We start from the raw sequence: 23690 nt of genomic DNA, 5'->3' as shown, positions 1-23690 counted from the left end.
GGAGGACTCGTTCATGACTTTCAAACTGCTCACCGTGGCCGCCGCCCTGATCGGCATGGCCGGATCAGGCGCCGTCATCCCCGGCATCTGCGACGAGGCCGCGCGCGCCGCCCCCATCGTCACCGCCGCCGCGAGCCAGCAGACCGCGCCCGACTTCACCGGCATCAACAACTGGTTCAACTCGAAACCGCTGAGCATGGCCGACCTGCGCGGCAAGGTCGTGCTGGTCGACTTCTGGACCTATGGCTGCGTCAACTGCGTCAACACACTGCCGCACGTCACCGACCTCTATGCCAAGTACAAGGACAAGGGCCTCGTCGTGGTCGGCGTGCACACGCCGGAATTCCCGTTCGAGCGTTCCGCCTCTAACGTTCAGGCTGCGCTGAAACGCCACGGCATCACCTATCCGGTGGCGCAGGACAATGATTCCAAAACCTGGAACGCCTACCGCAACCGATATTGGCCGGCGCAATACATCATCGACCAGACCGGCAAGATCGTGTTCCAGCACGAAGGTGAAGGCAGCTACGACCAGATCGACGGTACGGTGGCGCGGCTCCTGAACGTGAACAGCTGATGCCGCGCCGACATCGCGCGGCCGGATTCATCTGTCGTCCTTGTTGCTTGACTCCACGGACTCGTCCGTGGAGTTTCGCATCGACGAAATCAGCCGCCCGTGATGGACGACGCGACCACCAGCAACGACATCCGCCTTCGTGAAGGCTCCTCGATCGCGCAGCGGCTGATCATGGCCGGCTCTGCGGCCGCGGTTGCGCTGTGCTTCACGCCCGGCCTGTTCACGCACGACACACTGGAAGTGATCATCTCGGTAGCCGCTCTCCTCCTGGGCGCGGCATTCGTCTGCGGCATCATGCTGGCGCCGGCGGTGGTGTGGATCATCACCCCGAACGAGATCCTGATCGGGCAACAGCGTCCCTTCGGAAAGCTGCGTACGCGGGTCGTCCCCAAGGACGACATCAGGGAATTGCAGGTTCCCGGCAGCAAGCGGGCGAAAGCCCGTTTCCAGCTGGCCTTCACGCTGGCCTCCGGGGAACGCTTGACGTCCCCGCCGATCTCCGACGTCACGCATGTGCGCGACACCGTGGCCCGGATCGCCGCGCAATTCGACGTTCCCAACGTCGAGGCACCTCGCAATCCGCTCGATGCCAGCAATCCCGAGATGCATCTCGGCGAACCTCTCGAGCCGTTTCCCGCGCGCGACATCCGCATCGTTGCATTGATCGCCGTCGCACTGTGCGCCGTTCCCTACGCCTACAAGCTCTGGCGCGGCCTGCCGCCCGGCCCGATCGACATCATGCTGCTGCCGGTTGGTGCGATCGCCGCGTTCGCCGTGCACAGATATGCCAATCTCGTGACCGGCGCCTTCTGGATCATCCGGCAAGGGGACATTCGCGTCGAACGCCTGTGGGGCGACGGCACGCCGCGCGCCGACCATATCGCGGGGCACGACGTGAAGACGATCACGGTCGAGCGCCGCGGCCGGTCCGAGGACGAGCATTGCATCGTGGTGATCCGGCTGCACTCCGGACAGCGCTTTCGCAGCCCCCGCATCGGGTCGCGGCTCGAGGCCCGCGCCGTGGGCGCCGAGATCGTCCGGCGGCTGGGAATCGCGGCGGAGAGCAACCGGATCTGATTGGCGTCTAGCGCCAATTGTCGAAGTTGATCTCACCGCGAGTTCGGTCTGAGCCTCTCCCGCTTGCGGGAGAGGTCGGCGCGCCCAAGGCGATGCGCAGCATCGTCCCGCGCGCCGGGTGAGGGTTCGCTCCACATCGGGATTGCCCCATCGTGGAGACAGCCCTCTCCCCGGCCCTCCCCCGCAAGCGGGGGAGGGAGCGCACGAGCCGGGGCGCCACGATCACTGCTTTTCGCGCCATCCCCTGTTTGTGGCATTGCGCGGCGCGTCAAAAAACCAAAGCATTGCCGTGACATACCAGGGCGGCGCGCCATCAACTTGCCATGAACTTGCCCCTCAGGTTTGATGGTCTTGAATGATTTGCGCTGTGGCAGCGGGGAGAGCTTTACATGACGGATTTTCGTCGCCTGACCGGGATGCTTGTGGCAGCAATCGGCCTGATCCTGTCAGCGCCCCAAGTCTTCGCCCAGCAGCCTGATCGCGGCGACGAGCCGGGCCTGATCGCCGACGACGCCTACCAGCTCGATCCGGAATGGCAGAAGCAGGTCGTGTACTTCCGCACCACCGAGGCGCCCGGCACCATCATCATCTCGACTGCCGAGCGTCATCTTTACCTGGTGCAGCCGGGCGGGCGCGCGATCCGCTACGGCATCGGCGTCGGCCGCGATGGTTTTCAGTGGCAGGGGCTGGTGAACATCACCAACAAGAAGGAGTGGCCGGACTGGACGCCGCCACCGGAGATGATCCAGCGCCAGCCCTATCTGCCGCGCTTCATGGCCGGCGGCCCAGGCAATCCGCTAGGGGCCCGCGCCATGTATCTCGGCACCACCGTCTACCGCATCCACGGCACCAACCGTCCTGACACGATCGGCACCAAGGTGTCCTCGGGCTGCTTCCGTCTCGTCAACAATGACGTTGCCGATCTCTACGATCGCGTCCCGGTCGGGACCAAGGTCGTCATCCGGCAGAAGCCCGAGCTCTAATCTTCCTCGCCTTCGCGAATATCCCATTTCCCGATTTTTCGAGAGAGCAACATGATGCGCACTTTTCGAGGCGGCCTGCTGATCGGGCTCGCGGCCGCCGTGCTGGTCGCCGTCCTGGCCATCGTCTATGAATTCTACGACACCCGCACGCTGAAGCGCACCGTGCGCCGCGGCGAAGTGCTGTGCGGCGTCAACAAGGGCCTGCCCGGCTTCTCGATCCCCGACGACAAGGGCAACTGGACCGGCTTCGACGTCGATTTCTGCCGCGCGGTGGCCGCGGCGATCTTCAACGATCCGGCCAAGGCGAAGTTCGTCGCACTCGACGCCAGCGAGCGCTTCAAGGAATTGCAGAGCCGGAAGGTGGACATCCTCTCGCGCAACTCGACCTGGAGCATGGCGCGCGAGCTCGACTACGACCTCTATTTCCCGGCCGTCGCCTATTATGACGGCGCAGGTTTCATGCTGCCGCGTTCGCGCAACAAGGAGACCTCGCTGGACCTGACCGGCAGCAAGGTCTGCGTCCAGTCCGGCACTACGACGGCACTCAACGTCGCCGATTACTTCCGTGCCAACAACATGAAGTATGACGAGGTGAAGTTCGACAAGCTCGACGACGTCGTGAAAGCCTACGACACCGGCAAGTGCGACACGCTGAGCGCCGACGTCTCCCAGCTCTATGCGCTGCGGCTGAACCTCGCAAAACCCGCCGACCAAATGATCCTGCCGGACATGATCTCCAAGGAGCCACTCGCCCCCGTCGTGCGCCAGCGCGACGACGACTGGATGATGATCGTGAAGTGGACGCTGTATGCGATGATCAACGCCGAGGAGCTCGGCGTCACCTCGGAGAACATCGACGAGGCGCTGAAGTCGAAGAAGCCGGAAGTGATGCGCCTCGTCGGCACCGAGGGCAATTACGGCGAGCAGCTCGGCCTCACCAAGGACTGGGCCGTCCGCATCATCCGCCACGTCGGCAATTACGGCGAGATGTACGAGCGCAACATCGGCGAGAAGTCGAAGCTGAAGATCCCACGTGGCATGAACCAGCTGTGGAATGCGGGTGGCGTGCAGTACGCACCGCCGATGCGGTAAGACGGCCTACCATCGTCATTGCGAGCGAAGCGAAGCAATCCAGAATCTTTCCACGGCGGCAGCCTGGATTGCTTCGTCGCAAGAGCTCCTCGCAATGACGAGCTTGGGGCAGGCGCTTTCCACACTCTCAACTGTCATCGCCCGGCTTGACCGGGCGATCCAGTATTCCGAGACGCCGATCGTATGCGGAGAAGCCGCGGCGTACTGGATCGCCCGCCTTCGCGGGCGATGACAGCGGAGAACGAGGCGGCTGCCTCGTCTCAATACCCCCGCGCCCGCGCCAGCTGCTCGGTGTGATAGTTGGCGTCGCCGAACAATTCCTCGCACACGCGCGCGCGCTTCATGAAGAAGCCGATGTCGAACTGGTCGGTCATGCCCATGCCGCCGTGCATCTGCACGCCTTCCTGCACTGCGCGGGTGGCGGTGGTGCCGGCGCGGGCTTTTGCCACGGCGACGATTGATGCAGCCTTGGCGACATCAGCATCCAGCGCTTGGAGCGCCTTCATTACGGCGGCGCGGGTGATCTCGATGTCGACATAGATCTCGGCGGCGCGGTGCTGCAGCGCCTGGAATTCGCCGATCAGCTTGCCGAATTGCTTGCGGCTCTTCAGGTACTCGACGGTGCGGCCAAAGACCTCGTCGCTGAGGCCGACCATTTCGGCAGCCACCGCGCCGCGGCCGATATCGAGCACGCCGTCGAGCTGGCTTGCGGCCTGCTCGACCTCGCCGAGCACGCTGTCGGCATTGACTTCGACATTGGTGAATTCGATTCGCGCCGCGTTGTGCGCATCAACCATGATGGTGCGCTCGACCGCGACACCCTTCGCCTTGGGGTCGACCAGGAACAGCGTCAGGCCTTCACGCTCGCCGGCGGCACCCGCGGTGCGCGCGGCGACGATGAGGAGATCAGCGACGTGGCCGTCGATAACCAGCGCCTTGGCGCCGGAGAGCTTGAAGCCGTTGCCGGCGCGCACGGCCTGCAAGTTCGTCTGGAGCGGGCGATGCTTTGCACCCTCGTCGATCGCCAGCGTCGCGAGCAGCGATCCGTTCGCGATCTTCGGCAGATATTCCGACTTCTGCGCCGCGTTACCGCCGCGGTTCAGGGCCGAAGCTGCGACCACGCTGGTGGCGAGGAAAGGTGAAGGCATCAAGGTGCGGCCGATCTCCTCCATGACGACACCGGCTTCGACGTGGCCGAGACCAGAGCCGCCGAACTCTTCCGGCACCAGCAGGCCGGCAAAGCCCATCTCCGCGAAGGAATGCCAAAACTCCTTGGAGAAGCCGGTGGGATCCTTGCTGTCGCGCAAGTGCCGCAGGTGCGACACCGGCGCCTTGTCGCTGATCAGCCCGCGCGCGCTGTCGCGGAGCATCGATTGTTCTTCGGTGAGGACGAGGGCCATGTTCTTGTTTCCGAATTCGAAGTCTAACTATGTTCGTCATTCCGGGATGGCCCGAAGGGCCAGGCCCGGAATCCATCAAGCGGCGGAATTGGTGGATGAATGGATTCCGGGCTCGCGTTGCGCGCCCCGGAATGACGCGTGGTGACAGTGTGCCTCACGCCCCCGGCAGATCCAGGATGCGCTTGGCGACGATGCCGAGCATGACCTCGGACGTGCCGCCTTCGATCGAGTTGGCCTTGGTGCGCAACCAGGCGCGCGGGCGGGCGCCCTGCTTGGAGCGCTCGCTCTCCCATTCCAGCGCATCGACGCCGCCGGCCGACATCAAGATCTCGTAGCGGCGCTTGTTGAGCTCGGTGCCGTAATATTTCATCGCGGAGGAGAATGCCGGGTGCGCCTGGCCCGCCTTGGCGAGATCGACTGCGCGCTCGGCACAGGCCGCAAGCGCGGCCTCATCCACATCGAAGCGCGCGATCTGGCCACGCAGCATGGCATCGTCGAGCCGCCCCAGCGCATCGGAGCCGACGGAATCCGCCGCGATCTGGCCGAGCGGACGGCCGACGCCGCGCTCGCCCATGCCCGAGATCATCGCGCGCTCGTGCTGGAGCAGATACTTTGCGACGTCCCAGCCGCGGTTGACGGTGCCGACCACGTGCGACTTCGGCACGCGGACGCCGTCGAAAAAGGTTTCGCAGAACGGCGAGTAGCCGGAGATCAACAGGATCGGCTTGGTCGAGACGCCCTTCGAGGTCATGTCGAACAGGATGAAGCTGATGCCGTCGTGCTTCTTGGCAGTGGGATCGGTGCGGACCAGGCAGAAGATCCAGTCGGCGTAATTGGCGTAGGATGTCCAGATCTTCTGGCCGGTGATGATGAAGTCGTCGCCGTCGCTTTCGGCGCGGGTCTGCAGCGAGGCGAGATCGGAGCCGGCGTTCGGCTCGGAATAGCCCTGGCACCAGCGAATCTCGCCCGCGGCGATCTTCGGCAGATGTTCCTTCTTCTGCGCCTCATTGCCGTATTTCAGCAGCGCCGGCCCGAGCATCCAGATGCCGAAGCTCGACAGCGGCGGCCTTGCGCCGATCCGCGCCATCTCCGCGCGTAGCACCTTGTGCTCGGCAGCGCTCAGGCCACCGCCGCCATACTCCTTCGGCCAATCAGGCACGGTCCAGCCCTTGTCGCGCATGCGTTCGAACCAGATGCGCTGCGGCTCGGACGAGAATTTTGCGTTGCGCCCGCCCCAGAACACGTCGGTATCGGATGTCGCGGGCTTGCGCATCTCCGGCGGGCAATTGGCTTCCAGCCAGGCGCGCGTCTCGTTGCGGAATGTTTCAAGATCGGCGGTTTCAGAATCTGTCATGGGTCGTTTCCATCAATCAAAATCGACTTGTTGCCGCCGACTCTGAGCCATCGCCTCGTGGAATTCAACCACTTCCGCAGCCCGCATTCGGCTATAGTCGCCGCCACGGCGAGCCTTGAAAACAAAGAGGAAACAACAATGCGCCTAAAGCTTCTTTCGCCTGGCGAAATGAACGAGAGCCAGCGCCAGACCTATGACGAGTCGATTGCCGGCAAGCGCGGCAAACCGCCGGCGCCGATGATGGCCTGGCTCAACAGCCCGGAGATGGCGCGTCACGCCACGCGGCTCGGCGAAGTGCTGCGCTTCGACACGATCTTCCCGGCCAAGCTCTCGGAGATCGCGATCCTGGTCACGGCGCGGCACTGGACCGCGCATTACGAATGGTATGCGCATAAGCGCCTGGCGCTTGCGGGCGGCATGAAGCTTGAGATCATCGAGGCGATCCGCGACCGCCGCACGCCTGAGTTCGACGATGCCAAGGGCAAGATGATCTACGACGTCGCGAAATCGCTGCATGAGGTCCACAGCGTCGAGAAGGGCCTCTATGATGCGGCGGTCAAGCTGCTCAGCGAACGCGGCGTCGTCGAGATCATCGGGCTGTGCGGCTATTACACGCTGGTGTCGATGACGCTGAACACGTTCGAGTTTGGCCTGCCGGAGGGCGAGGTCTCGGAGCTGGCTTAGTTTCCCATTCGGAAACGAAGAGTTTCAGGGTGAGCCGGTAGCACTGTCCCGAGGCTCGCCTTATGTGGAGTCCATCAACGGAGCAGCCACATGTCGCAGAACCAAGCCGTCGCCGCCGGCACCAGGATCGGCCACGTTCACCTCAAGGTCGCCGATCTCGATCGTGCGCTCGGCTTCTATTGCGGCGTGCTCGGCTTCGAGCTGATGCAGCGCATGGGGTCGGGCGCGGCCTTCATCTCGGCCGGCGGCTATCACCACCACATCGGGCTCAACACCTGGGAGAGCAAGGGCGGCTCGCCGCCGCCGCCGGGCACGACCGGGCTCTATCACACCGCGATCCTGTATCCGACCAGGCCGGCGCTGGCGGATGCGCTGCACCGGGTGCTCACGGCCGGCATCGCGCTGGATGGTGCCAGCGACCACGGCGTCAGCGAGGCGCTGTATTTGCGCGACCCCGACCAGAACGGCGTCGAGCTGTATTGGGACAAGCCGAGGGAGCAATGGCCGTTCGGGCCGGACGGGAAGCTTGCGATGTTCACGAAGCGGCTGGATGTGGAGGATTTGCTTAAGCAGCGGGAGTCGTGAGTTCCGCTGCATGCTCGAACACCGTCATTGCGAGCGCAGCGAAGCAATCCAGACTGTCACCGCGGCGGCAGTCTGGATTGCTTCGTCGCATCAGCGCAAAATTGTTCCGCAATTTTGTCGCGAGCTCCTCGCAATGACGGAGTCTGTTGAGGCGACGTCGCGTTATTGGGACGAATATCCCGTAGTCCCGTAGGGTGGGCAAAGCGGAGCGTGCCCACCAAATCTTGCGGCACGCGTGGAGAGACAGATGGTGGGCACGGCGCTATGCGCCTTTGCCCACCCTACGAGAGCTTCGATTGCGGCCTCCCCCGCACCATGATCAGCGCCGCTGCCGCCACCTCCAGCGCGATGCAGAGATAGAACGGCAGCGCGTACCCTCCGGAGAGATCGCGCAGGAAGCCGACGACGCCCGGGCCGAACGCATAGGTCACCTGATTGATCGCGGTGTTGAGGCTGATCAGCACGCCGAACGAGGCGGAATCGAACTCCTGCTGCACGATCAGCGACGGCAGCGTGATGAGGTTGCCGACGGAGAAGCCGAACACCGCGCAGGCCGCGATCAGCACATAGTCGTTGTGCAGGTTGATGACGACACACAACGCCGCGGCCTGGCTGAGGAACGATAGCGCCGAGGCCAGCCGCTGGTTGAGGCGGTCGATCACCAGCGAGAACAGCACGCGGCCGACCACGGCCATCGCGGTCAGCACGGCGACGGCGACCGCCGCGCGCTCGCGGCCGATCACGGGATCGAGGAACGAGATCAGGTGCACGATGAAGCCGACCTGCGCGAACAGCACCAGCGCGAAGGCAATCGTCACCGAGAGGAAGCCGACGTCACGCAGCGCCTGCGCGCGGATCTGCGTCGACGATTGCAGCTTCGGCTTCGCCGCTGCATGCCAGCCGTGAAGATCGGGCGGCCGGCCGACGAGAACGAGAATCACCGGCAGGAGCAGCACCAGCATGGCCCCCGCAGCGGCGTACATCGCGCTGGCGAAGCCGAATTGGCCGATCAACGCTACCAGCAGCGGCACGCCGACGATGCCGCCAAAACTGGCACCGTTCAGCGCGAGGCTGATCGCCATGCCGCGCTTGGCATCGAACCACAGGCTGATCGTGTTGGTGATCATGGCGAGACTGGTGCCGGCCCAGCCGAAGGCGAGCACGGCATTGGCGAGATAGAGCTGCCAGGGTTCGCGCACCGCGCTGATCGCGATAGCGGCCGCTGCCATCGCCAGCGTGCCCGCAATCAGGCAGAGCCGCGGACCGTATTTGTGGACGGCTTCTCCGACGAAGACGACCAGCAGCGCGCCGAACAGATAGAAGAAGGTCGTGCCCGACGAGATCAGTGAGGCCGACCAGCCGTGCGCGCGCTGGAGCTCGGCGACATAGACGCTCTGGCCGTAGAAGCCGAGCCCCCAGCCGAACGTCGCGAGCAGGAAGCAGACCGCGACGATACGCCAGCCTTCGTAGCGGAGGGTGGATTCGTCGACGGGAGCGGCGTGACGGGGGTTATCGAGCATTCGCGCTTCTCCTTGGTTTCCCCCGCGAGCGCTTGCCTGGCTACGCTCGTCCAATCGATGACGAGCATCATGTAACAACCCGGCCTCCGAAAATCACTTCGACGGCGATCGAAACATCAACGCTGCTGACAGCCTCCTGCCAGTCAGATCGCGTCCGGGAACTCGCCCATCGCCGCGTCCAGACGAGCCTTGCGGCGACGCGCCCAAGACGCCAGCGACAGCACGGCGAGGCCGAGCACCACCGGCGGGAACACCACCATGTTCACCGCGGACCAGCCGTAATTGGCGAGCAGCTGGCCGGAGGAGAACGAGCCGATCGCCATCATGCCGAACACCAGGAAATCGTTGAACGCCTGCACCTTGTTGCGCTCCTGCGGACGGTGCGTCTCCAGCACCAGCGCGGAGGCGCCGATGAAGGAGAAATTCCAGCCGACGCCGAGCACGATCAGCGTCGCCCAGAAATGCATCGCGGTGATCCCGGAAAGGCCGATGCCGGCGGCGCCTGCCTCCAGCAGCAGGCCGGCCGCGACGACCTTCGGAGCACCGAAGCGCGCGATCAGCGCACCCGTGAAGAAGCTCGGCCCGTACATGGCGACGATGTGCCATTGAATGCCGAAATTGGAATCGGACACGCTGAGGCCGCAGATCTTCATGGCGAGCGGCGCCGAGGTCATCACCAGGTTCATCATGGGATAGGCGATGACGCCGCACAAAGCGGCCGCGATGAAGCGCGGCTGGGTCACGATGTCGAGCAGCGGGCGTCCGCCATGCAGATCGGCCGGTCCGGGCTTGGGCATGTCGACACCGGCGACGATGCCCATCGCGACCAGCGCCACCGCCGCCTGCACCAGGAAGCTGAAGGCGAACAGATAAGGCTGCCAGACGTCCATGGTCCACTGCACGAGCTGCGGACCGAGCACGCCGGCGAACACGCCGCCCGCCATCACCCAGGACACCGCCTTGGGCCGGTACGCCGCGCTGGCGCCGTCGGCAGCGGCGAAGCGATAGGATTGCGCGACCGCGCCATAGAGGCCGCCGAGGAAGGTCGCGATGCAGAACAGCGCGAAGGAGGCGTGCAGGATCGCGAAACAGCCGGTGAGGCCGGTGAGCGTGCCGAGGCCCGTGCCGATGACGAAGGCGGCGCGTCGACCGAAGCGGCGCGAGATCGCGCCGGTCGGCAGCGTGCCGGCGGCGAGCCCCAGCACGTACATCGACAGCGGCACGGTCGCGAGCGACATGTCGGGCGCGAGCGTGGCGCCGACGATCGAGCCGGTGGCGAAGATCACCGCCGAATTGGCGCCGGTCAGCGCCTGCGCGGCGGCAAGGCGCACCACATTGGCACGCGCGCGCGTGTCGTCAGCGATTTCGGCAGTCGCGGTCACATCTAACATCGGTATTTCCGCCCGAAAGGGCTCTCGTTGATTCCCGGCACTATGGAGGGGCGCTGATGGGCGGGCAACCAGCGCAAACGGACGCGGGCCATGCCTCTGACGCAATCGGACGGATGATAGCGGGCCGCGCCCTTGACGGCTTGCGCTCGATCAAATCCTATCCGCCGCAATCTTCCTGGAGTTTTGGTCATGACCGTCGACGACAGGCCTACGCTCAGCGCTCCCGACGACGATCCCTGGCTGTGGCTGGAGGAGATCGAGGGCACGCAGGCGCTCGATTTCGTCGAGCGGCAGAACCAGCTGACGCTCAAAGCGTTCGGCGGCAAAGCCTTCGAGCACGACCGCGACATCCTCGCGGCGATCTACGATCGGCCGGACAACATTCCCTATGTCAGCCGGCGCGGCAGCGATCTGCACAATCTCTGGAAGGACGCCACCAATCCGCGCGGCCTGTGGCGACGGACGACGCTGGCGGAGTTTCGCAAAGCGAACCCAGCGTGGGAGACCATGCTGGATATCGACCAGCTTGCGGCGAGCGAAGGCGAGGACTGGCTGCTGAGCCAGATCGTCACGATGCCGGGACGCTCGCGGGCGATACTGAGCCTGTCGCGCGGCGGCAGTGATGCCGTGACGTTGCGCGAGTTCGACATGGACACCAAGAGCTTCGTGGCCGGCGGGTTCACGCTGCCGGAAGCGAAGGGCGGCGTGGATTGGCTCGATGCGGACACGCTGCTGCTGTCGAGCGCGCATGGCGAGGGCATGGCCACGAGCTCGGGATATGCACGGACTGTTCGGCTGTGGCGTCGCGGCCAGACTGTCGATCAGGCAGAGGTCATCCTCGAGACCGCCGCCGATCGCATGATGATCTATGGCAGCGCCGATGACACCGGAGCGGAGCCACGAGTCTGGCTCGTCGATCAGATCGACTTCTTCAATCACGCCATCTGGCTGCGCGATGCGACTGGTGCGACAACGAAGCTCGACCTGCCGACCGGCATCTGGATGCAGGCGCATGGCGACTGGTTCGCGATCAAGCTGCGCAGGGACTGGTCCATCGAAGGCCGGACCTATACCACTGACACGGTGCTCGGCATCTCGCTGTCGGCGTTCCTCGCCGGCAGCCGCGATTTTTCGGTGCTGTTCGAACCGGCGCTGCGGCGCGCGTTGCAAGGTCTGTTCTGGGCGGCGGGCAAGCTCGTGCTGTCAATCCTCGACGAGCTGCGCCCATGCTTCGAGATCTGCACACCATCCGCTGCCGGCTGGAGCCGCGACACGCTTCCCGGCCTGCCGCGGATCGGCGTGGTCGACGTCTGGCCGCTCGATCGGCATCCGTCCGAGAGCAATGGCGATCTGCTCGCCAATGTGCAGGATCCGCTGACGCCGCCGTCGCTGCTGCTGATCGCACGCGGCATCGCCAGCCCGACCGTGCTGAAGCAGGCGCCGAGGACGTTCACCGCCGATGGTCTCGTGGTGACGCAGCACGAGGCCATCTCGATCGACGGCGAGCGCATTCCTTATGTCCAGACTGGCCCCGCGGCCGAGACCGGCGATGCACCGGTCTATATGAGTGCCTATGGCGGCTTCGCCCATTCCGTGAAGCCGTATTACAACCCCTCGCTCGGCAAGCTGTGGCTGGAGCGCGGCGGCACGACGGTGCAGGCCAATTTGCGCGGCGGCGGCGAGTTCGGCACGCGCTGGCATGATGCCGGCCGGCTCGCCGGCAAGAGGCTGTCGCATGACGATTTCGCCGCCGTCGCCGCCGATCTCGTCCGCCGCGGCGTGACGACAGCCAAGCGCATCGCCGCACAGGGTGGATCGAACGGCGGCATCCTCGTCACCAACATGCTGGTGCGCTACCCCGAACGTTTCGGCGCGCTGTTCTGCACCATCCCGCTCATCGACATGCGCCGCTACACGAAGCTGCTCGCGGGCGCGAGCTGGATCGCGGAATATGGCGACCCCGACAAGGTGGAGGAATGGGCGTGGCTGAAGACCTATTCGGCCTATCACAATGTGAGGAACGGTCAGGCCTATCCGCCGATCCTGATCGCCACCACGCGGCGCGACGACCGCGTCCACCCCGGCCACGCGCGCAAGATGGCCGCCAAGCTTCAGGCGATGGGCTATGAGGCCTGGTTCTACGAACCCGCGGCAGGCGGCCACGGCTACGGCAAGGACAACAAGGAGCGCGCCGGCTTCGAGGTGCTGGGTTTCCGGTTCTTGAAAGAGAAGATCGGGTGGAAAGATGGCGAGGCCTGACGGCCTCGCGCTCAGTCCCGCGAAAACACCAGCGTGAGGTTGTTCGCCGGCATCTCGATGGTATCGACGAGGCGGAGGCCCACGCCTTGCGCCAGCGCCTCGACGTCGCCGATGTCGCGCACGCCCCATTCGGGATTGCCCTCGCGCAAGGACGTGTCGAACACGGCGTTGCTGAGCGCGGTGTGCTTGCCGTGGCGCTTGAACGGGCCGTAGAGGAACAGCTTGCCATCGGCCCGTAGATAGCGGCCGGCGCCGGCGAACAGGCCCTCGGCCACGCTCCATGGCGCGATGTGAATCACGTTGGCGCAGAACACGGCGGCGAGGCTGGTCGGCCCCTGCCCGCTTTTCATCTCCGGACTCCAGTCGGGATCGCTCAGATCGATCCGCAGCGGACTACGGATGTTTGCGAGCCCCGAATGAACGCGCCAAGCCTCGATACTCTTGAGATGGCGCTGGTTGAGGTCGCTCGGCCACCAGATCAGGCCGGGCGTGTGACGGGCGAAATGAACCACGTGCTGCCCGGTTCCGCTGCCGAGCTCGACCACGTTGCCGGTCAAGCCGGCGAGATGTTTTTCCAGCGCCGCCCAGATCGGCTCGTGATTGCGATGGAACGCCGGCGCATCGAGCCGGCCGTCCGGCTCGACCCGTCCGCCGTCCCTGCCAAATTCGACGAGATATTCAGCCAAGTGAGGTCCCCTTGAAAACACGAGAACGCGTTGAAAACAGGATGGGCACCAAAGCGCCCTGGAAAAAGCCGGCCCGCGCCCATTGTCCTAATTGTTGGGGCCAAATCGGCCGAACCAATAATCTCTTTAATTACAATGCGGAAGATATTAACTCCATTTTCCTCCGTGCATAGTCTCGATTGTCAGGCGATGCCCTTTATGCTTTGGAACGCCTTTATTTCCGCGATCAGATCATCGCCATAACGCCTCGGAATACCGCCTTGACTGCCTTGTCCCGGACGTCCGTCCTGTTCCTCCTGCTGGCCATTGCCGCCGGCCTCGCCGGCCCGGCGCGGGCGCAGTCCGCCGTGGCCGAGGGCCGGAAGCTCGCCTTCGAGCGCGGCAAGGGCAATTGCCTGACCTGCCACGTGATCAAGGGCGGCGACCTGCCGGGAACGATCGGGCCGGAGCTGAAGGACATCAAGGCAAAGTACCCCGACCGCAACGAACTGGCCGCGATCATCTTCGACGAAACCAAGCGCAATCCGCAAACCATGATGCCGCCGTTCGGCCGGAACCGGATTTTGACCGAGCAGGAGATCAACGCGATCGTTGATTTCCTGCAAACGCTGTAACGGCCGGCACGCCAGGAGACCTCTGATGACCACGACCACCGGCCCTCATCCGACGCGGCGCCTGATCCTTCAGGGCGCGGCCTCTGTCGCGCTGATCGGCCTTGGCAACCTGCCGTTCGCAGCCAGCCCTGCGCGCGCGGCGGCGAACGACAAATATCCGGAAGAGGCCTTCAAGCAGAAGAGCGAGGCCGACGCGATCAAGGCGCTCTACGGCAAGGCGGCCGAGCCGTCCGACAAGGTCAAGCTGGATGCGCCGGAGATCGCCGAGAACGGCGGCGTGGTGCCGGTCTCGGTGACGACGACGCTCGACAAGGTCACCTCGATCTCATTCTTCGTGGCCGAGAACCCGTTTGCGCTCGCAGCGTCCTACAAGATCGCCGACGGCACGATTCCGGGCGTCGCCAACCGGCTGAAAATGGCCAAGACCACCAAATTGGTCGCCATCGTCGAGGCCGACGGCAAGCTCTACAGCGCGACCAAGGAAGTGAAGGTCACCGTCGGCGGCTGCGGCGGCTAAGGAGAACCGAGATGGCATCCAGCATTCGCGTACGCGCCACCGCCAACGGCGACATCACCGAGGTGCAGGCGCTGATTCAGCACCCCATGGATACCGGCCTGGTCAAGGATCCCAAGGGCGAGCTGATCCCGGCGCACTTCATCCAGGAGCTGAAGTTCGAATGTAACGGCAAGGACGTCTTCGTCGCCAATTGGGGCACTGCGGTCTCCAAGGATCCTTACGTCAAATTCAGCTTCAAGGGCGCCAAGAAGGGCGACGAGCTCAAGATCTCCTGGACCGACAACAAGGGTGCGTCGGATACGACCACCGCGAAGATTTCGTGATGAAGACCCGATCTGCCCTCCTGCTGGGCTCGCTCAGCGCCGCGCTCGTTGCGTTCGCCCTCACCTCTCCGCGCGTGGTCGCGGCCGACAAGGTCGATCCCGTCGCCGATGCCAAGGCGTTCCAGAATTTCTTCTTCCAGAAGTTTCCGAATGTGAAGCACGAGGATTTCGTCAACGGTCCTTATTCCATGAACGAGGACATGAAGCGGCAGTGGCAGGAGAAGGAGGAATTTCCGCCTTATGAGTTCGCGCTCGACGCCGGCAAGGAAATGTTCGCCACCCCATTCAAGAACGGCAAGACCTATGCCGATTGCTTCCCGAATGGCGGCATCGGCATCCGTCAGAACTATCCCTATTTCGACACGAAGGAAGGCAAGGTCGTCACGCTGGAGCTCGCGCTCAACCGCTGCCGCGAGGCCAATGGCGAAGCGCCCTACTCCTACGTCAAGGACGAGATGGCTTCGCTGACGGCCTACATGGCCTTCACCTCGCGCGGCAAGCCGATGGACATCAAGATCCCCGACGATCCGCGCGCGCTCGCGGCATTCGAGAACGGCAAGCGCTATTTCTATACGCGCCGCGGCCAGATGAACTTCTCCTGCGCGAGCTGCCACGTGCAGAGCCCGGGCGAGCGCATCCGTGCCGAGACCCTGGCGCCGGCGCTCGGCATCCTCAACGCGATGCCGATCTACCGGTCCGAATGGAGCGGCATGGGCACGACCAGCCGCCGCTTCGTCACCTGCAACAGCCAGACCCGCGCGGTTCCGCTGGAGCCGCAATCGGACGAATATCGCGACGTCGAATATTTCCTCTCCTACGTCGCCAACGGCCTGCCGATCTCGGGGCCGGGAGCGCGGCCATGAAGCGGACAGGTCTCCTCGCCATATTGCTTGCGTTAACCATCGCGCTGCCCTCGGCGCACGCGGCAACGGAAGCGGACTACAAGGCGGCCTATGCCGCCGCGGAAGCCGCAGCCAAGGAGGCGGCCGGCCTGCGTCACCAATGGACCACGACGGTCTCGACCCTGGCGGCGGCGAAGAAGGCGGCTGAGGGCGGCGATTTCGACCGCGCATTCGCCGCAGCGAAAGAGGCCGAGGCGCTGGCGAAGGCGTCGATCTTTCAGGCAAATTCCGAAAAAGAGGCCTGGAAGGCGATGGAAATCCGCTAGACTGGGCCTGGCGCGCGAGAACATCGTGCTCCAGATCATTCTTTGAGCACGATCTTGTCGGAAAGCCGCACCACACTTTGCGCTAACACGGCCCTTCGGGTCCGGATCATGCTTGTGGAACAGTCGACAGCGTCGGGGGCGCGGAGAATTTGAGATGGCTATCCGGCGCCGCGATTTCCTGAAGAGCGCAGGTCTTGCCGTCGCATCTGTTGGACTGCCGCGGCTCGCGCGCGGCGCCGACACCGCGAGCATCTATGACATCGAGCGCTTCGGCAATGCGCGCATTCTGCACATCACCGACACGCATGCGCAGCTCAACCCAGTCTTTTTTCGCGAGCCCAGCGTCAATATCGGCATCGGTGAGATGGCAGGGCGGCCGCCGCATCTGGTCGGGCGCGCCTTCCTGGAGCGCTTCGGCATCCGGTCCGACAGTGCGGATGCCTATGCCTTCACCTGCTTCGAGTTTGAGAAATCCGCGGGCCGCTTCGGCAAGCTCGGCGGCTTTGCCCATCTGAAGACGCTGGTCGACCGCTTACGCGCCGACGCCGGGGAAAAGCATTCGCTGCTCGTCGACGGCGGCGACCTCTGGCAGGGCACGGGGCTCGCCAACGTCATGCAGGGCCGCGACATGGTCGAGGTCGCCAATCTGCTCGGCATCGAGGCGATGACCGGGCATTGGGAATTCACCTATGGCGAGCAGGCGCTGCGCGACAATCTCGAGCGCTTCAAGGGCGAGTTTCTGGCGCAGAACGTGTTCCTGAGCGAAGAGGCCGCGTTCAACGACGCCCCCGCCTTCGACAAGGCCAGCGGGCGCGTGTTCAAGCCGTCGATCATCAAGGAGCTCGGCGGCCATCGCGTCGCAATCGTCGGCCAGGCTTTCCCCTATGTGCCGATCGCGCATCCCAAGCGATTCACGCCGGACTGGACCTTTGGCATCCGCGAGGAGGAGTTGCAGAAGCATATCGATGCCTTGCGCGGCACCGACAAGGTCGATGCCGTCATCCTGCTGTCGCACAACGGCATGGACGTCGACCTCAAGCTCGCAAGCCGCGTCACCGGCATCGATGTCATCCTCGGCGGCCATACCCATGACGCGGTGCCGCAGCCGATTCCCGTGAAGAACGCTGGTGGCACCACGCTCGTCACCAATGCCGGCTCCAACGGAAAATTTCTGGCCGTGCTCGATCTCGCGATCGGCAAGGGCAAGGTCAGCGACATTCACTATCATCTGCTGCCGGTCTTCTCCGAGCTGCTGAAGCCGGATCCAGGGATGGCCGAGCTGATCGGCCGGCTGCGCGCGCCGCACGTGACCGACTGGTCGGAGAAGATCGCAACGCCCGATCGCCTGCTCTACCGCCGCGGTAATTTCTCCGGGCCCGTCGACGAGCTGATCTGCACGGCGCTGCGCACCGAGCTCGATGCCGAGATCGCGCTGTCGCCGGGCTTCCGCTGGGGCATCACCGCGCTGTCAGGCCAGGCGCTGACCATGGAGGATCTGCTCGCGGAAACCGCGATCAGCTATCCCGAGACCTATGTGCAGGAGATGACCGGCGCACAGATCAAGGACGTGCTGGAGGACATCTGCGACAACCTCTTCAACGCGGATCCCTATTACCAGCAGGGTGGCGACATGGTGCGCGCCGGCGGGCTCAGCTACACCTGCACACTGGACGCCGCGATCGGCAGCCGCATCTCCGAGCTGAAGCTCAGTAGCGGCGAGGCGCTCAGCGCCAGCCATCGCTACAAGGTCGCAGGCTGGGCCTCGATCAACGGCCAGCAGGGCGCGCCGGTGTGGGACGTCGTCGGCAAATATCTGCGCTCGGGCCGGATGTTTCAGGAGCGGCTCGGCTCCGGCGTCACGCTGAAAGGGGTCGAGGGCAATCCAGGAATTGCAGCAAAGGGATGATGCGGTCGCAACACTTATCCGCGATGCTTCTGGCAGTGCTCGTCTGGGCAGCGATCCCACAGGCTTCTGCCCAGCAGGTGCCGCTGCAGGACAAGCCGTTCGCCGAGCACAAGGTCGTGCTTCAGCTCTCCGACGGCGATGCGAGGAAGCAGGCGCTGGTCTTGAGCGTCGCCAACAATCTGCTGAAGGCTTACGACCCCGACAAGATCGCGATCGAGGTGGTGGCATTCGGTCCCGGCATCGATTTGCTGCTATCCGGCAGCGAGCGCCGCAAGCAGGTCGAGAGCCTGATCGCACAGGGCGTGCGCTTCGACATCTGCCTCAACACGGTCGACACGCTCGAGCGGGAGACCGGCAAGCGGCCGGAGTTCATCCAAGCTGCGACACCGGTGCAGGTCGGAGTCGGGCAGATCCTGTTTTTGGCGGAGAACGGGTACACGGTGGTGCGGCCGTAGGGGCGGCTGTCCGGAGTTTGTGGCACGCCGCCGCAACGCCCTCGCTGTCATTCCCCGCGCAGGCGGGGAATCCAGTACGCCGCGGCCCTTCCGTACCCTTCGCCGTCTCGGAGTACTGGATCGCCCGCCTTCGCGGGCGATGACAGCGAGCGTAGGGTCGCCCGCACCCGCAATAAAAATCTTCCAAATTTTCTTGTCTACACAGTGAATTGCTTCTCTTCCTGGCCCTCGACGTAGTAGAATCCTCGAAATCAGTTCCACGCCGGGTCCTGCCATGATCTTCCGCCAGCTCTTCGACAGCGTTTCGGGCACCTACAGCTATCTCGTTGCGAGCCGTCCAGGCGGCGAGGCGCTGATCCTTGATCCCGTGCTGGAGAAGGTCGATCGCTACTGCCAGCTGCTGCGCGAGCTCGACCTCAAGCTGGTCAAGGCGGTCGACACCCATCTGCACGCTGACCACGTCACCGGTCTCGGCGAGCTGCGCGACCGCACCCATTGCATGACCGTGATGGGCGACCAGACCAAGGCCGACGTCGTGGCGATGCGGGTCGCCGACGGCGACAAGGTGACGATCGAGGGCCTGTCGCTCGACGTGATGTACACGCCCGGCCACACCGACGATTCCTACTCCTATCTGATGGGCGACCGCGTCTTCACCGGCGACACGCTTCTGATCCGCGGCACCGGCCGCACCGATTTCCAGAACGGCTCATCGCGCGCGCAATACGACTCGATCTTCAACCGCCTGCTCAAGCTGCCGGACGAGACGATGGTGTTCCCGGCGCATGACTACAAGGGCGACACCGTCTCCACCATCGGCGAGGAGAAGCGCTACAATCCGCGGCTCCAGGTGCGCTCGGTCGATGAATATATCGAGCTGATGGCCAATCTGAAGCTGCCCAACCCGAAGATGATGGATGTGGCGGTCCCCGCCAACATGCATGTCGGCCTGCATCAGGAGGAGCTCGAGAAAGAGGGCCGCGTGCTCAGCGCGATCGAGGCGATCCGCATCCTCGGCCGTCCCGACGTCCTGCTGGTCGATCTGCGCGAGACCAACGAGCGGATGAAGCACGGCATGCTCGAAGGCGCGCTGCACACGCCCTATCAATCCGTGGAGGAGAGCCTCAAGCCCGGCGGCATGCTGCGCGAAGTCGCAGCCGCCACCGGCCGCCGCGTCGTGTTCTTCTGCGCCTTCGGCGAACGCTCGGCGATGGCGGTGGCCGCCGCCAAGGAGGCCGGCCTTTCCAACACCGCCCATATCGCCGGCGGCCTGGATGCCTGGAAGAAGGCGGGCGGCCCGGTGATGCACTGAACGGCCGCCCCTTCTTGCGATAGGTCGGGTACCGCACATATTTTCCGGATAGGATCGGGTGCAGCATCACCATCCGGGACCAGTCATGGCCAAGACCGGCAAGCCGAGCCAGCCGTCCAAGATCGCTAACGACAGGGCGCCGAGCGACAAGGCGAAAAAGCCCCCGCCGCCGCGCGAGATCGACGACGATTACGAGGACGGCGACATCGCAACGCCGAAGCGCGACCGCTACGGGCCGGACGACGAGCCGTTGTGAGGGCGGTGCCGGGTTGAGTTTGACGGCGCACTGGCGCCTCGCCCTCTGCCGTCGTCCTGGCGTAAGCCAGGACCCATTACCCCAGCGCGGAATGGTGGGGCGAGGAAGCAACTCCGAATCTTCGCCAAACTGCTTCCTGGGGTAATGGGTCCTGGATCGGCGCTCCGCTCCAGACAACGCTGCGCGTTGTCAGGAGCTGCGCTTGTCCAGGACGACTATAGGGAGGCGTTCTCACGTCCACCGCCCGCACTACCTGCCATGCGCCTGCGTTCATGGACAAATAACCGCTCTGCCCGATAGTTTGCGCCTCCCTTTCGGACGCAAGACGGAACTGCAATGGTCGACGTTCTCGCCGCAGCGCAGCAAGGCAAGGCGGACAGCGCGCTGCGCACGCTGACGGGGATTTCGATCGCGCATTGGGTCAGCCATTTCCATCTGCTGGTGCTGCCGATGCTGTTCCCGTTCCTCAAGAGCCAGCTCGGCGTCGGCTATATCGAGCTCGGCTTCGCCCTCACCGTGTTTGCGGTGGTGTCGGGATTGACGCAGGCGCCGACCGGCTATCTCGTCGATCATTTTGGCGCGCGGCGAATTCTGCTGGCCGGACTCGCGCTCGGCGGCGTCGCGCTGATCCTGCTCGGCCTGCACCTCAGCTACGCCTCGCTGGTCGCCTGCGCCGTGCTGCTGGGCCTCGCGAACAGCGTCTATCATCCCGCCGACTACGCGATCCTGGCCGAACACATGGACGAGGCGCGCATGGGCCGCGCCTTTTCGATCCATACCTTTGCCGGCTTTCTCGGCGGCGCCGTCGCACCGGCCATCGTGGCCGCGCTCGTCACATTGTCCGGTGGCACTGGGGCGCTGATCGCCTCGGGCGCGATCGGTGTCGCGGTGGCGCTGCTGCTGATCGCCATGAACATTCCCGATGCCGGCGCGCATAAGAAGAAGCCGGGCAGCGCGAATGCGCCAAGACAGGCCGTCATCACGCCGGCGCTGATCAGGCTGACCGCGCTGTTCATGCTGCTGAGCCTGTCGGTCGCCGGCATCAACAATTTCGGCGTGGTGGCGCTGATGAGCGGCTACGGCGCCTCCTACTCCGCCGCCAACGTCGCTCTGACGGCATTCCTTGGCGCCAGCGCCATCGGCGTGCTCGCAGGCGGTTTCCTCGCCGACCGGACCGAGCGTCACGGCCAGGTCGCTGCGGCCTGCTTTGCCGCGAACGCGGCGATCGTGCTGCTGATCGCACTCGCTACGCTGCCGGGCTGGGCTCTCACCACTGCTATGACGGCCGCGGGTTTCCTCAGCGGCGTGATCGCCCCCTCACGCGACATGCTGGTCCGCAATGCCGCGCCTGCCGGCGCCGCGGGCCGCGCCTTCGGCATCGTCTCCACCGGATTCAATCTCGGCGGCATCGTCAGCCCGCTGCTGTTCGGCTGGATCATGGATCAGAGCGCGCCACATTGGGTGTTCGGCGCCTCCGTGATTTTCATGGTCGCGACGGTGGTGCTATCACCGTTCACGGAGCGGAAGCGGCAAGCCGCGGCGTAGCCACGAATTCATCTGTCGTCCTGGCGAACGCCAGGACCCATTACCCAGGAAGGAGTCGTCGCGCGAGACTGGTCACTCCGAGTCTTCGCCAAACACAATTCGGTGGTTATGGGTCCCGGATCTGCGCGCGCTTGAGGCGCGCTTGTCCGGGACGACGAGTAGAGAGAATTGCGTAAACAACAACAAAACAGACGGGAAGAAACGCATGACCAATCCTGATCTCGTGATCCGCGGCGGCACTGTTGCGGATGGGCGCGGCGGCGAATTGTTCGAGGCCGACGTCGCCATCACCGGCGGCAGGATCAGCGAGGTCGGAAAGGTTTCGGCCAAGGGCAAGGAGGAGATCGACGCGCGCGGAAAACTGGTGACACCGGGTTTCGTCGACGTGCACACCCATTACGACGGGCAGGTCACCTGGAGCCAGGACATCACGCCGTCGTCGCAGAACGGCGTCACCACCGCGATCATGGGCAATTGCGGCGTCGGATTTGCGCCGTGCAGGCCTGCCGACCACACCCGCCTGATCCAGCTGATGGAAGGTGTCGAAGACATTCCCGAGCCGGTGCTGAGCGCCGGCATTCCCTGGGCCTGGGAGAGCTTTCCGGACTACATGGACTGGCTGTCGAAGCGCGATTTCGACATCGACGTCGGTGCGCAGCTTCCACATGCGGCGCTGCGCGTCTATGTCATGGGCGAGCGCGGCGCGCGCCGCGACCCCTCGACCACCGAGGACAATGCGGCGATGGCGAAGCTCGCGGGCGAGGCGGTGCGCTCCGGCGCGCTCGGCTTCTCGACCTCGCGCACGCTCAACCATCGCACCTCGACCGGCGATTTCACGCCGACCCTGAAGGCGGGCGAGGACGAGCTCACCGCGATTGCCGGCGCGATGCATCGGCAGGGCCGCAGCGTGCTGCAATTCGTGCTCGATCTCTCCACCATCCACGAAGACCTGCCGATGATGCTGCGGGTGGCGGATGCCACGAAATGCCCGATCTCATTCTCGATCACCCAGAACGACAAGGCGCCGCAGCGCTGGCGCCAAACGCTGGACGAGATCAATGCGGCCGCCAAACGCGGCCTCTCCATCACCGCGCAGATCGCGGCGCGCCCGGTGGGCCTGCTGCTCGGGCTCGAGCTGTCGCGCAACCCGTTCCAGACCCATCCGAGCTACAAGGCGATCGCGCATCTGCCGCTGCAGGCGCGCCTCGCGCGGCTGCATCAGAGCGACGTGCGCAAGGCGATCCTGAGCGAGACGGCGACCGCGACCGACGATCCGCTGTTCTTCCGGCCCAACTACGACAAGATGTTCCTGCTCGGCGATCCCCCTGATTACGAGCAGCCGCCGGAGAACGCGCTCGGGCCGCAGGCGCGCAGGCAGGGCCGGCAGCCGGAGGAGCTCGCTTACGATGCGATGCTGTCGGACGAAGGCCGCGGCATGCTCTACGTGCCCTTCCTCAACTATTCCGACGGCAACTTAGATGCCACGCGCGAGATGCTGATCGATCCGCAATCGGTGCCCGGCCTGTCCGACGGCGGCGCGCATTGCGGCATCATCTGCGATGCCAGCTTCCCGACCTATCTGCTGACGCACTGGACGCGGGACCGCAAGCGCGGCGAGAAGCTGTCGATCCCGTTCGTGGTCGCGGCGCAATCGCGCAGGACCGCGCTCTCGGTCGGCCTCACCGATCGCGGACTGATTGCGCCCGGCTACAAGGCCGACGTCAACGTGATCGACTACGACCGCCTGCATCTGCATCCGCCGAAGGTGCATTACGATTTGCCGGTCGGCGGCCGGCGCTTGTTGCAGGATGTCGACGGCTACGAGGCGACGATTGTGTCCGGCGTGGTGACGCGGCGGCACGGCGAGGCGACCGGGCGCCGGCCGGGGAAGCTGATTCGGGGCGCGCGGGGGGCGGATTAGCGACGGTGATTGCTGGCTTACCCTCCCCTGGAGGGGGAGGGTCGGCTCACATTGAGCGCAGCGAA

At 64.7% G+C, this 23690-nt stretch carries 23 protein-coding genes; 18 read left to right on the top strand and 5 right to left on the bottom strand.

Features of this window, described 5'->3' with window-relative positions:
- Positions 1 to 13: 13 nt before the first annotated feature.
- The 4 genes from BLV07_RS15990 (at position 14) to BLV07_RS15975 (ending at position 3729) form a co-directional block, all read left to right on the top strand.
- Positions 14 to 577 carry a thioredoxin family protein gene (locus BLV07_RS15990; RefSeq protein ID WP_091887228.1) on the top strand — a complete coding sequence of 188 codons (564 nt, stop codon included), beginning with the start codon at positions 14 to 16 and terminating at the stop codon, positions 575 to 577.
- Between the two features lie 102 nt (positions 578 to 679).
- Positions 680 to 1654, top strand: coding sequence for a hypothetical protein (locus BLV07_RS15985; RefSeq protein WP_091887226.1), 975 nt, complete (start codon positions 680 to 682; stop codon positions 1652 to 1654).
- Between the two features lie 389 nt (positions 1655 to 2043).
- A complete protein-coding gene (locus BLV07_RS15980; protein WP_091887224.1) occupies positions 2044 to 2637 on the top strand; it encodes a L,D-transpeptidase in 594 nt (197 codons plus the stop codon).
- Positions 2638 to 2691: 54 nt separating this feature from the next.
- Complete coding sequence (locus tag BLV07_RS15975; protein WP_091887397.1) at positions 2692 to 3729, top strand: amino acid ABC transporter substrate-binding protein; 1038 nt, start codon at positions 2692 to 2694, stop codon at positions 3727 to 3729.
- Positions 3730 to 3989: 260 nt separating this feature from the next.
- On the opposite strand, the gene BLV07_RS15970 is transcribed toward BLV07_RS15975, so the two are convergent.
- Complete coding sequence (locus tag BLV07_RS15970; RefSeq protein ID WP_091887222.1) at positions 3990 to 5129, bottom strand: acyl-CoA dehydrogenase family protein; 1140 nt, start codon at positions 5127 to 5129, stop codon at positions 3990 to 3992.
- A 154-nt stretch (positions 5130 to 5283) separates the two neighbouring features.
- Complete coding sequence (locus tag BLV07_RS15965; protein ID WP_091887220.1) at positions 5284 to 6483, bottom strand: acyl-CoA dehydrogenase family protein; 1200 nt, start codon at positions 6481 to 6483, stop codon at positions 5284 to 5286.
- Positions 6484 to 6621: 138 nt separating this feature from the next.
- On the opposite strand from BLV07_RS15965, the gene BLV07_RS15960 reads away from it, so the two are divergent.
- Together BLV07_RS15960 and BLV07_RS15955 are read left to right on the top strand one after the other, a co-directional pair.
- Positions 6622 to 7167, top strand: a complete 546-nt coding sequence (locus BLV07_RS15960; RefSeq protein ID WP_091887218.1) for a carboxymuconolactone decarboxylase family protein — start codon at positions 6622 to 6624, stop codon at positions 7165 to 7167.
- Between the two features lie 90 nt (positions 7168 to 7257).
- Positions 7258 to 7752 carry a VOC family protein gene (locus BLV07_RS15955; RefSeq protein WP_091887216.1) on the top strand — a complete coding sequence of 165 codons (495 nt, stop codon included), beginning with the start codon at positions 7258 to 7260 and terminating at the stop codon, positions 7750 to 7752.
- Between the two features lie 281 nt (positions 7753 to 8033).
- On the opposite strand, the gene BLV07_RS15950 is transcribed toward BLV07_RS15955, so the two are convergent.
- Positions 8034 to 9272, bottom strand: coding sequence for an MFS transporter (locus BLV07_RS15950; protein ID WP_091887214.1), 1239 nt, complete (start codon positions 9270 to 9272; stop codon positions 8034 to 8036).
- 143 nt (positions 9273 to 9415) lie between these two features.
- Positions 9416 to 10663, bottom strand: a complete 1248-nt coding sequence (locus BLV07_RS15945; RefSeq protein ID WP_091887212.1) for an MFS transporter — start codon at positions 10661 to 10663, stop codon at positions 9416 to 9418.
- Between the two features lie 189 nt (positions 10664 to 10852).
- On the opposite strand from BLV07_RS15945, the gene BLV07_RS15940 reads away from it, so the two are divergent.
- Positions 10853 to 12922, top strand: coding sequence for a prolyl oligopeptidase family serine peptidase (locus BLV07_RS15940; RefSeq protein ID WP_091887210.1), 2070 nt, complete (start codon positions 10853 to 10855; stop codon positions 12920 to 12922).
- Positions 12923 to 12933: 11 nt separating this feature from the next.
- Here the strand turns inward: BLV07_RS15940 and BLV07_RS15935 are convergent, their stop codons facing one another.
- On the bottom strand, positions 12934 to 13608 hold the full coding sequence (locus BLV07_RS15935; protein ID WP_091887208.1) for a DUF938 domain-containing protein: 675 nt from the start codon (positions 13606 to 13608) through the stop codon (positions 12934 to 12936).
- Positions 13609 to 13868: 260 nt separating this feature from the next.
- Between BLV07_RS15935 and soxX the strand changes: the two genes are divergently transcribed.
- The 11 genes from soxX (at position 13869) to BLV07_RS15880 (ending at position 23625) form a co-directional block, all read left to right on the top strand.
- The gene (gene soxX, locus BLV07_RS15930; RefSeq protein ID WP_091887395.1) at positions 13869 to 14222 is read left to right on the top strand and encodes a sulfur oxidation c-type cytochrome SoxX; all 354 of its coding nucleotides are present in this window, start codon (positions 13869 to 13871) and stop codon (positions 14220 to 14222) included.
- Between the two features lie 25 nt (positions 14223 to 14247).
- Positions 14248 to 14739, top strand: a complete 492-nt coding sequence (soxY, locus tag BLV07_RS15925; RefSeq protein ID WP_091887206.1) for a thiosulfate oxidation carrier protein SoxY — start codon at positions 14248 to 14250, stop codon at positions 14737 to 14739.
- 11 nt (positions 14740 to 14750) lie between these two features.
- Positions 14751 to 15062, top strand: coding sequence for a thiosulfate oxidation carrier complex protein SoxZ (soxZ, locus tag BLV07_RS15920; RefSeq protein WP_091887204.1), 312 nt, complete (start codon positions 14751 to 14753; stop codon positions 15060 to 15062).
- Positions 15062 to 15925, top strand: a complete 864-nt coding sequence (soxA, locus tag BLV07_RS15915) for a sulfur oxidation c-type cytochrome SoxA (protein ID WP_164934866.1) — start codon at positions 15062 to 15064, stop codon at positions 15923 to 15925. The genes soxZ and soxA overlap by 1 nt, the downstream gene beginning before the upstream one ends.
- Positions 15922 to 16230, top strand: a complete 309-nt coding sequence (locus BLV07_RS15910) for a hypothetical protein (RefSeq protein ID WP_091887201.1) — start codon at positions 15922 to 15924, stop codon at positions 16228 to 16230. Before soxA ends, BLV07_RS15910 begins: the two co-directional genes overlap by 4 nt.
- 154 nt (positions 16231 to 16384) lie before the next feature.
- Positions 16385 to 18136 (top strand): thiosulfohydrolase SoxB, encoded by a 1752-nt coding sequence (gene soxB / locus BLV07_RS15905; RefSeq protein WP_091887199.1) that lies wholly within the window; start codon positions 16385 to 16387, stop codon positions 18134 to 18136.
- Positions 18133 to 18591 (top strand): DsrE family protein, encoded by a 459-nt coding sequence (locus BLV07_RS15900; protein ID WP_091887197.1) that lies wholly within the window; start codon positions 18133 to 18135, stop codon positions 18589 to 18591. Before soxB ends, BLV07_RS15900 begins: the two co-directional genes overlap by 4 nt.
- A 274-nt stretch (positions 18592 to 18865) precedes the next feature.
- Positions 18866 to 19903 (top strand): MBL fold metallo-hydrolase, encoded by a 1038-nt coding sequence (locus BLV07_RS15895; RefSeq protein ID WP_091887195.1) that lies wholly within the window; start codon positions 18866 to 18868, stop codon positions 19901 to 19903.
- Between the two features lie 85 nt (positions 19904 to 19988).
- Positions 19989 to 20159, top strand: coding sequence for a hypothetical protein (locus BLV07_RS47570; protein ID WP_091887192.1), 171 nt, complete (start codon positions 19989 to 19991; stop codon positions 20157 to 20159).
- Positions 20160 to 20495: 336 nt separating this feature from the next.
- Positions 20496 to 21704: an MFS transporter gene (locus BLV07_RS15885; protein ID WP_091887189.1), complete on the top strand. Its 1209-nt coding sequence runs from the start codon at positions 20496 to 20498 to the stop codon at positions 21702 to 21704.
- 205 nt (positions 21705 to 21909) lie between these two features.
- A complete protein-coding gene (locus BLV07_RS15880) occupies positions 21910 to 23625 on the top strand; it encodes an N-acyl-D-amino-acid deacylase family protein (protein ID WP_091887187.1) in 1716 nt (571 codons plus the stop codon).
- Positions 23626 to 23690: the final 65 nt, after the last annotated feature.

The organism is Bradyrhizobium sp. Rc2d, from assembly GCF_900099855.1.
GTDB lineage: Bacteria > Pseudomonadota > Alphaproteobacteria > Rhizobiales > Xanthobacteraceae > Bradyrhizobium.
The sequence above is the reverse complement of the archived record's forward strand: the minus strand, read 5'-3'. Positions and strand labels throughout refer to the sequence as shown.

Bases quoted from the DNA above. Each gene is read 5' to 3' on its own strand.
- BLV07_RS15955 (WP_091887216.1), top strand. From the start codon at position 7,258: ATGTCGCAGAACCAAGCCGTCGCCGCCGGCACCAGGATCGGCCACGTT.
- BLV07_RS15985 (WP_091887226.1), top strand. From the start codon at position 680: ATGGACGACGCGACCACCAGCAACGACATCCGCCTTCGTGAAGGCTCC.
- BLV07_RS47570 (WP_091887192.1), top strand. From the start codon at position 19,989: ATGGCCAAGACCGGCAAGCCGAGCCAGCCGTCCAAGATCGCTAACGAC.
- BLV07_RS15885 (WP_091887189.1), top strand. From the start codon at position 20,496: ATGGTCGACGTTCTCGCCGCAGCGCAGCAAGGCAAGGCGGACAGCGCG.
- BLV07_RS15990 (WP_091887228.1), top strand. From the start codon at position 14: ATGACTTTCAAACTGCTCACCGTGGCCGCCGCCCTGATCGGCATGGCC.
- BLV07_RS15910 (WP_091887201.1), top strand. From the start codon at position 15,922: ATGAAGCGGACAGGTCTCCTCGCCATATTGCTTGCGTTAACCATCGCG.
- BLV07_RS15940 (WP_091887210.1), top strand. From the start codon at position 10,853: ATGACCGTCGACGACAGGCCTACGCTCAGCGCTCCCGACGACGATCCC.
- BLV07_RS15895 (WP_091887195.1), top strand. From the start codon at position 18,866: ATGATCTTCCGCCAGCTCTTCGACAGCGTTTCGGGCACCTACAGCTAT.
- BLV07_RS15965 (WP_091887220.1), bottom strand. From the start codon at position 6,483: ATGACAGATTCTGAAACCGCCGATCTTGAAACATTCCGCAACGAGACG.
- soxB (WP_091887199.1), top strand. From the start codon at position 16,385: ATGGCTATCCGGCGCCGCGATTTCCTGAAGAGCGCAGGTCTTGCCGTC.
- soxA (WP_164934866.1), top strand. From the start codon at position 15,062: ATGAAGACCCGATCTGCCCTCCTGCTGGGCTCGCTCAGCGCCGCGCTC.
- BLV07_RS15945 (WP_091887212.1), bottom strand. From the start codon at position 10,663: ATGTTAGATGTGACCGCGACTGCCGAAATCGCTGACGACACGCGCGCG.
- BLV07_RS15880 (WP_091887187.1), top strand. From the start codon at position 21,910: ATGACCAATCCTGATCTCGTGATCCGCGGCGGCACTGTTGCGGATGGG.
- soxY (WP_091887206.1), top strand. From the start codon at position 14,248: ATGACCACGACCACCGGCCCTCATCCGACGCGGCGCCTGATCCTTCAG.
- BLV07_RS15980 (WP_091887224.1), top strand. From the start codon at position 2,044: ATGACGGATTTTCGTCGCCTGACCGGGATGCTTGTGGCAGCAATCGGC.
- BLV07_RS15960 (WP_091887218.1), top strand. From the start codon at position 6,622: ATGCGCCTAAAGCTTCTTTCGCCTGGCGAAATGAACGAGAGCCAGCGC.
- BLV07_RS15975 (WP_091887397.1), top strand. From the start codon at position 2,692: ATGCGCACTTTTCGAGGCGGCCTGCTGATCGGGCTCGCGGCCGCCGTG.
- BLV07_RS15900 (WP_091887197.1), top strand. From the start codon at position 18,133: ATGATGCGGTCGCAACACTTATCCGCGATGCTTCTGGCAGTGCTCGTC.
- BLV07_RS15950 (WP_091887214.1), bottom strand. From the start codon at position 9,272: ATGCTCGATAACCCCCGTCACGCCGCTCCCGTCGACGAATCCACCCTC.
- soxZ (WP_091887204.1), top strand. From the start codon at position 14,751: ATGGCATCCAGCATTCGCGTACGCGCCACCGCCAACGGCGACATCACC.
- BLV07_RS15970 (WP_091887222.1), bottom strand. From the start codon at position 5,129: ATGGCCCTCGTCCTCACCGAAGAACAATCGATGCTCCGCGACAGCGCG.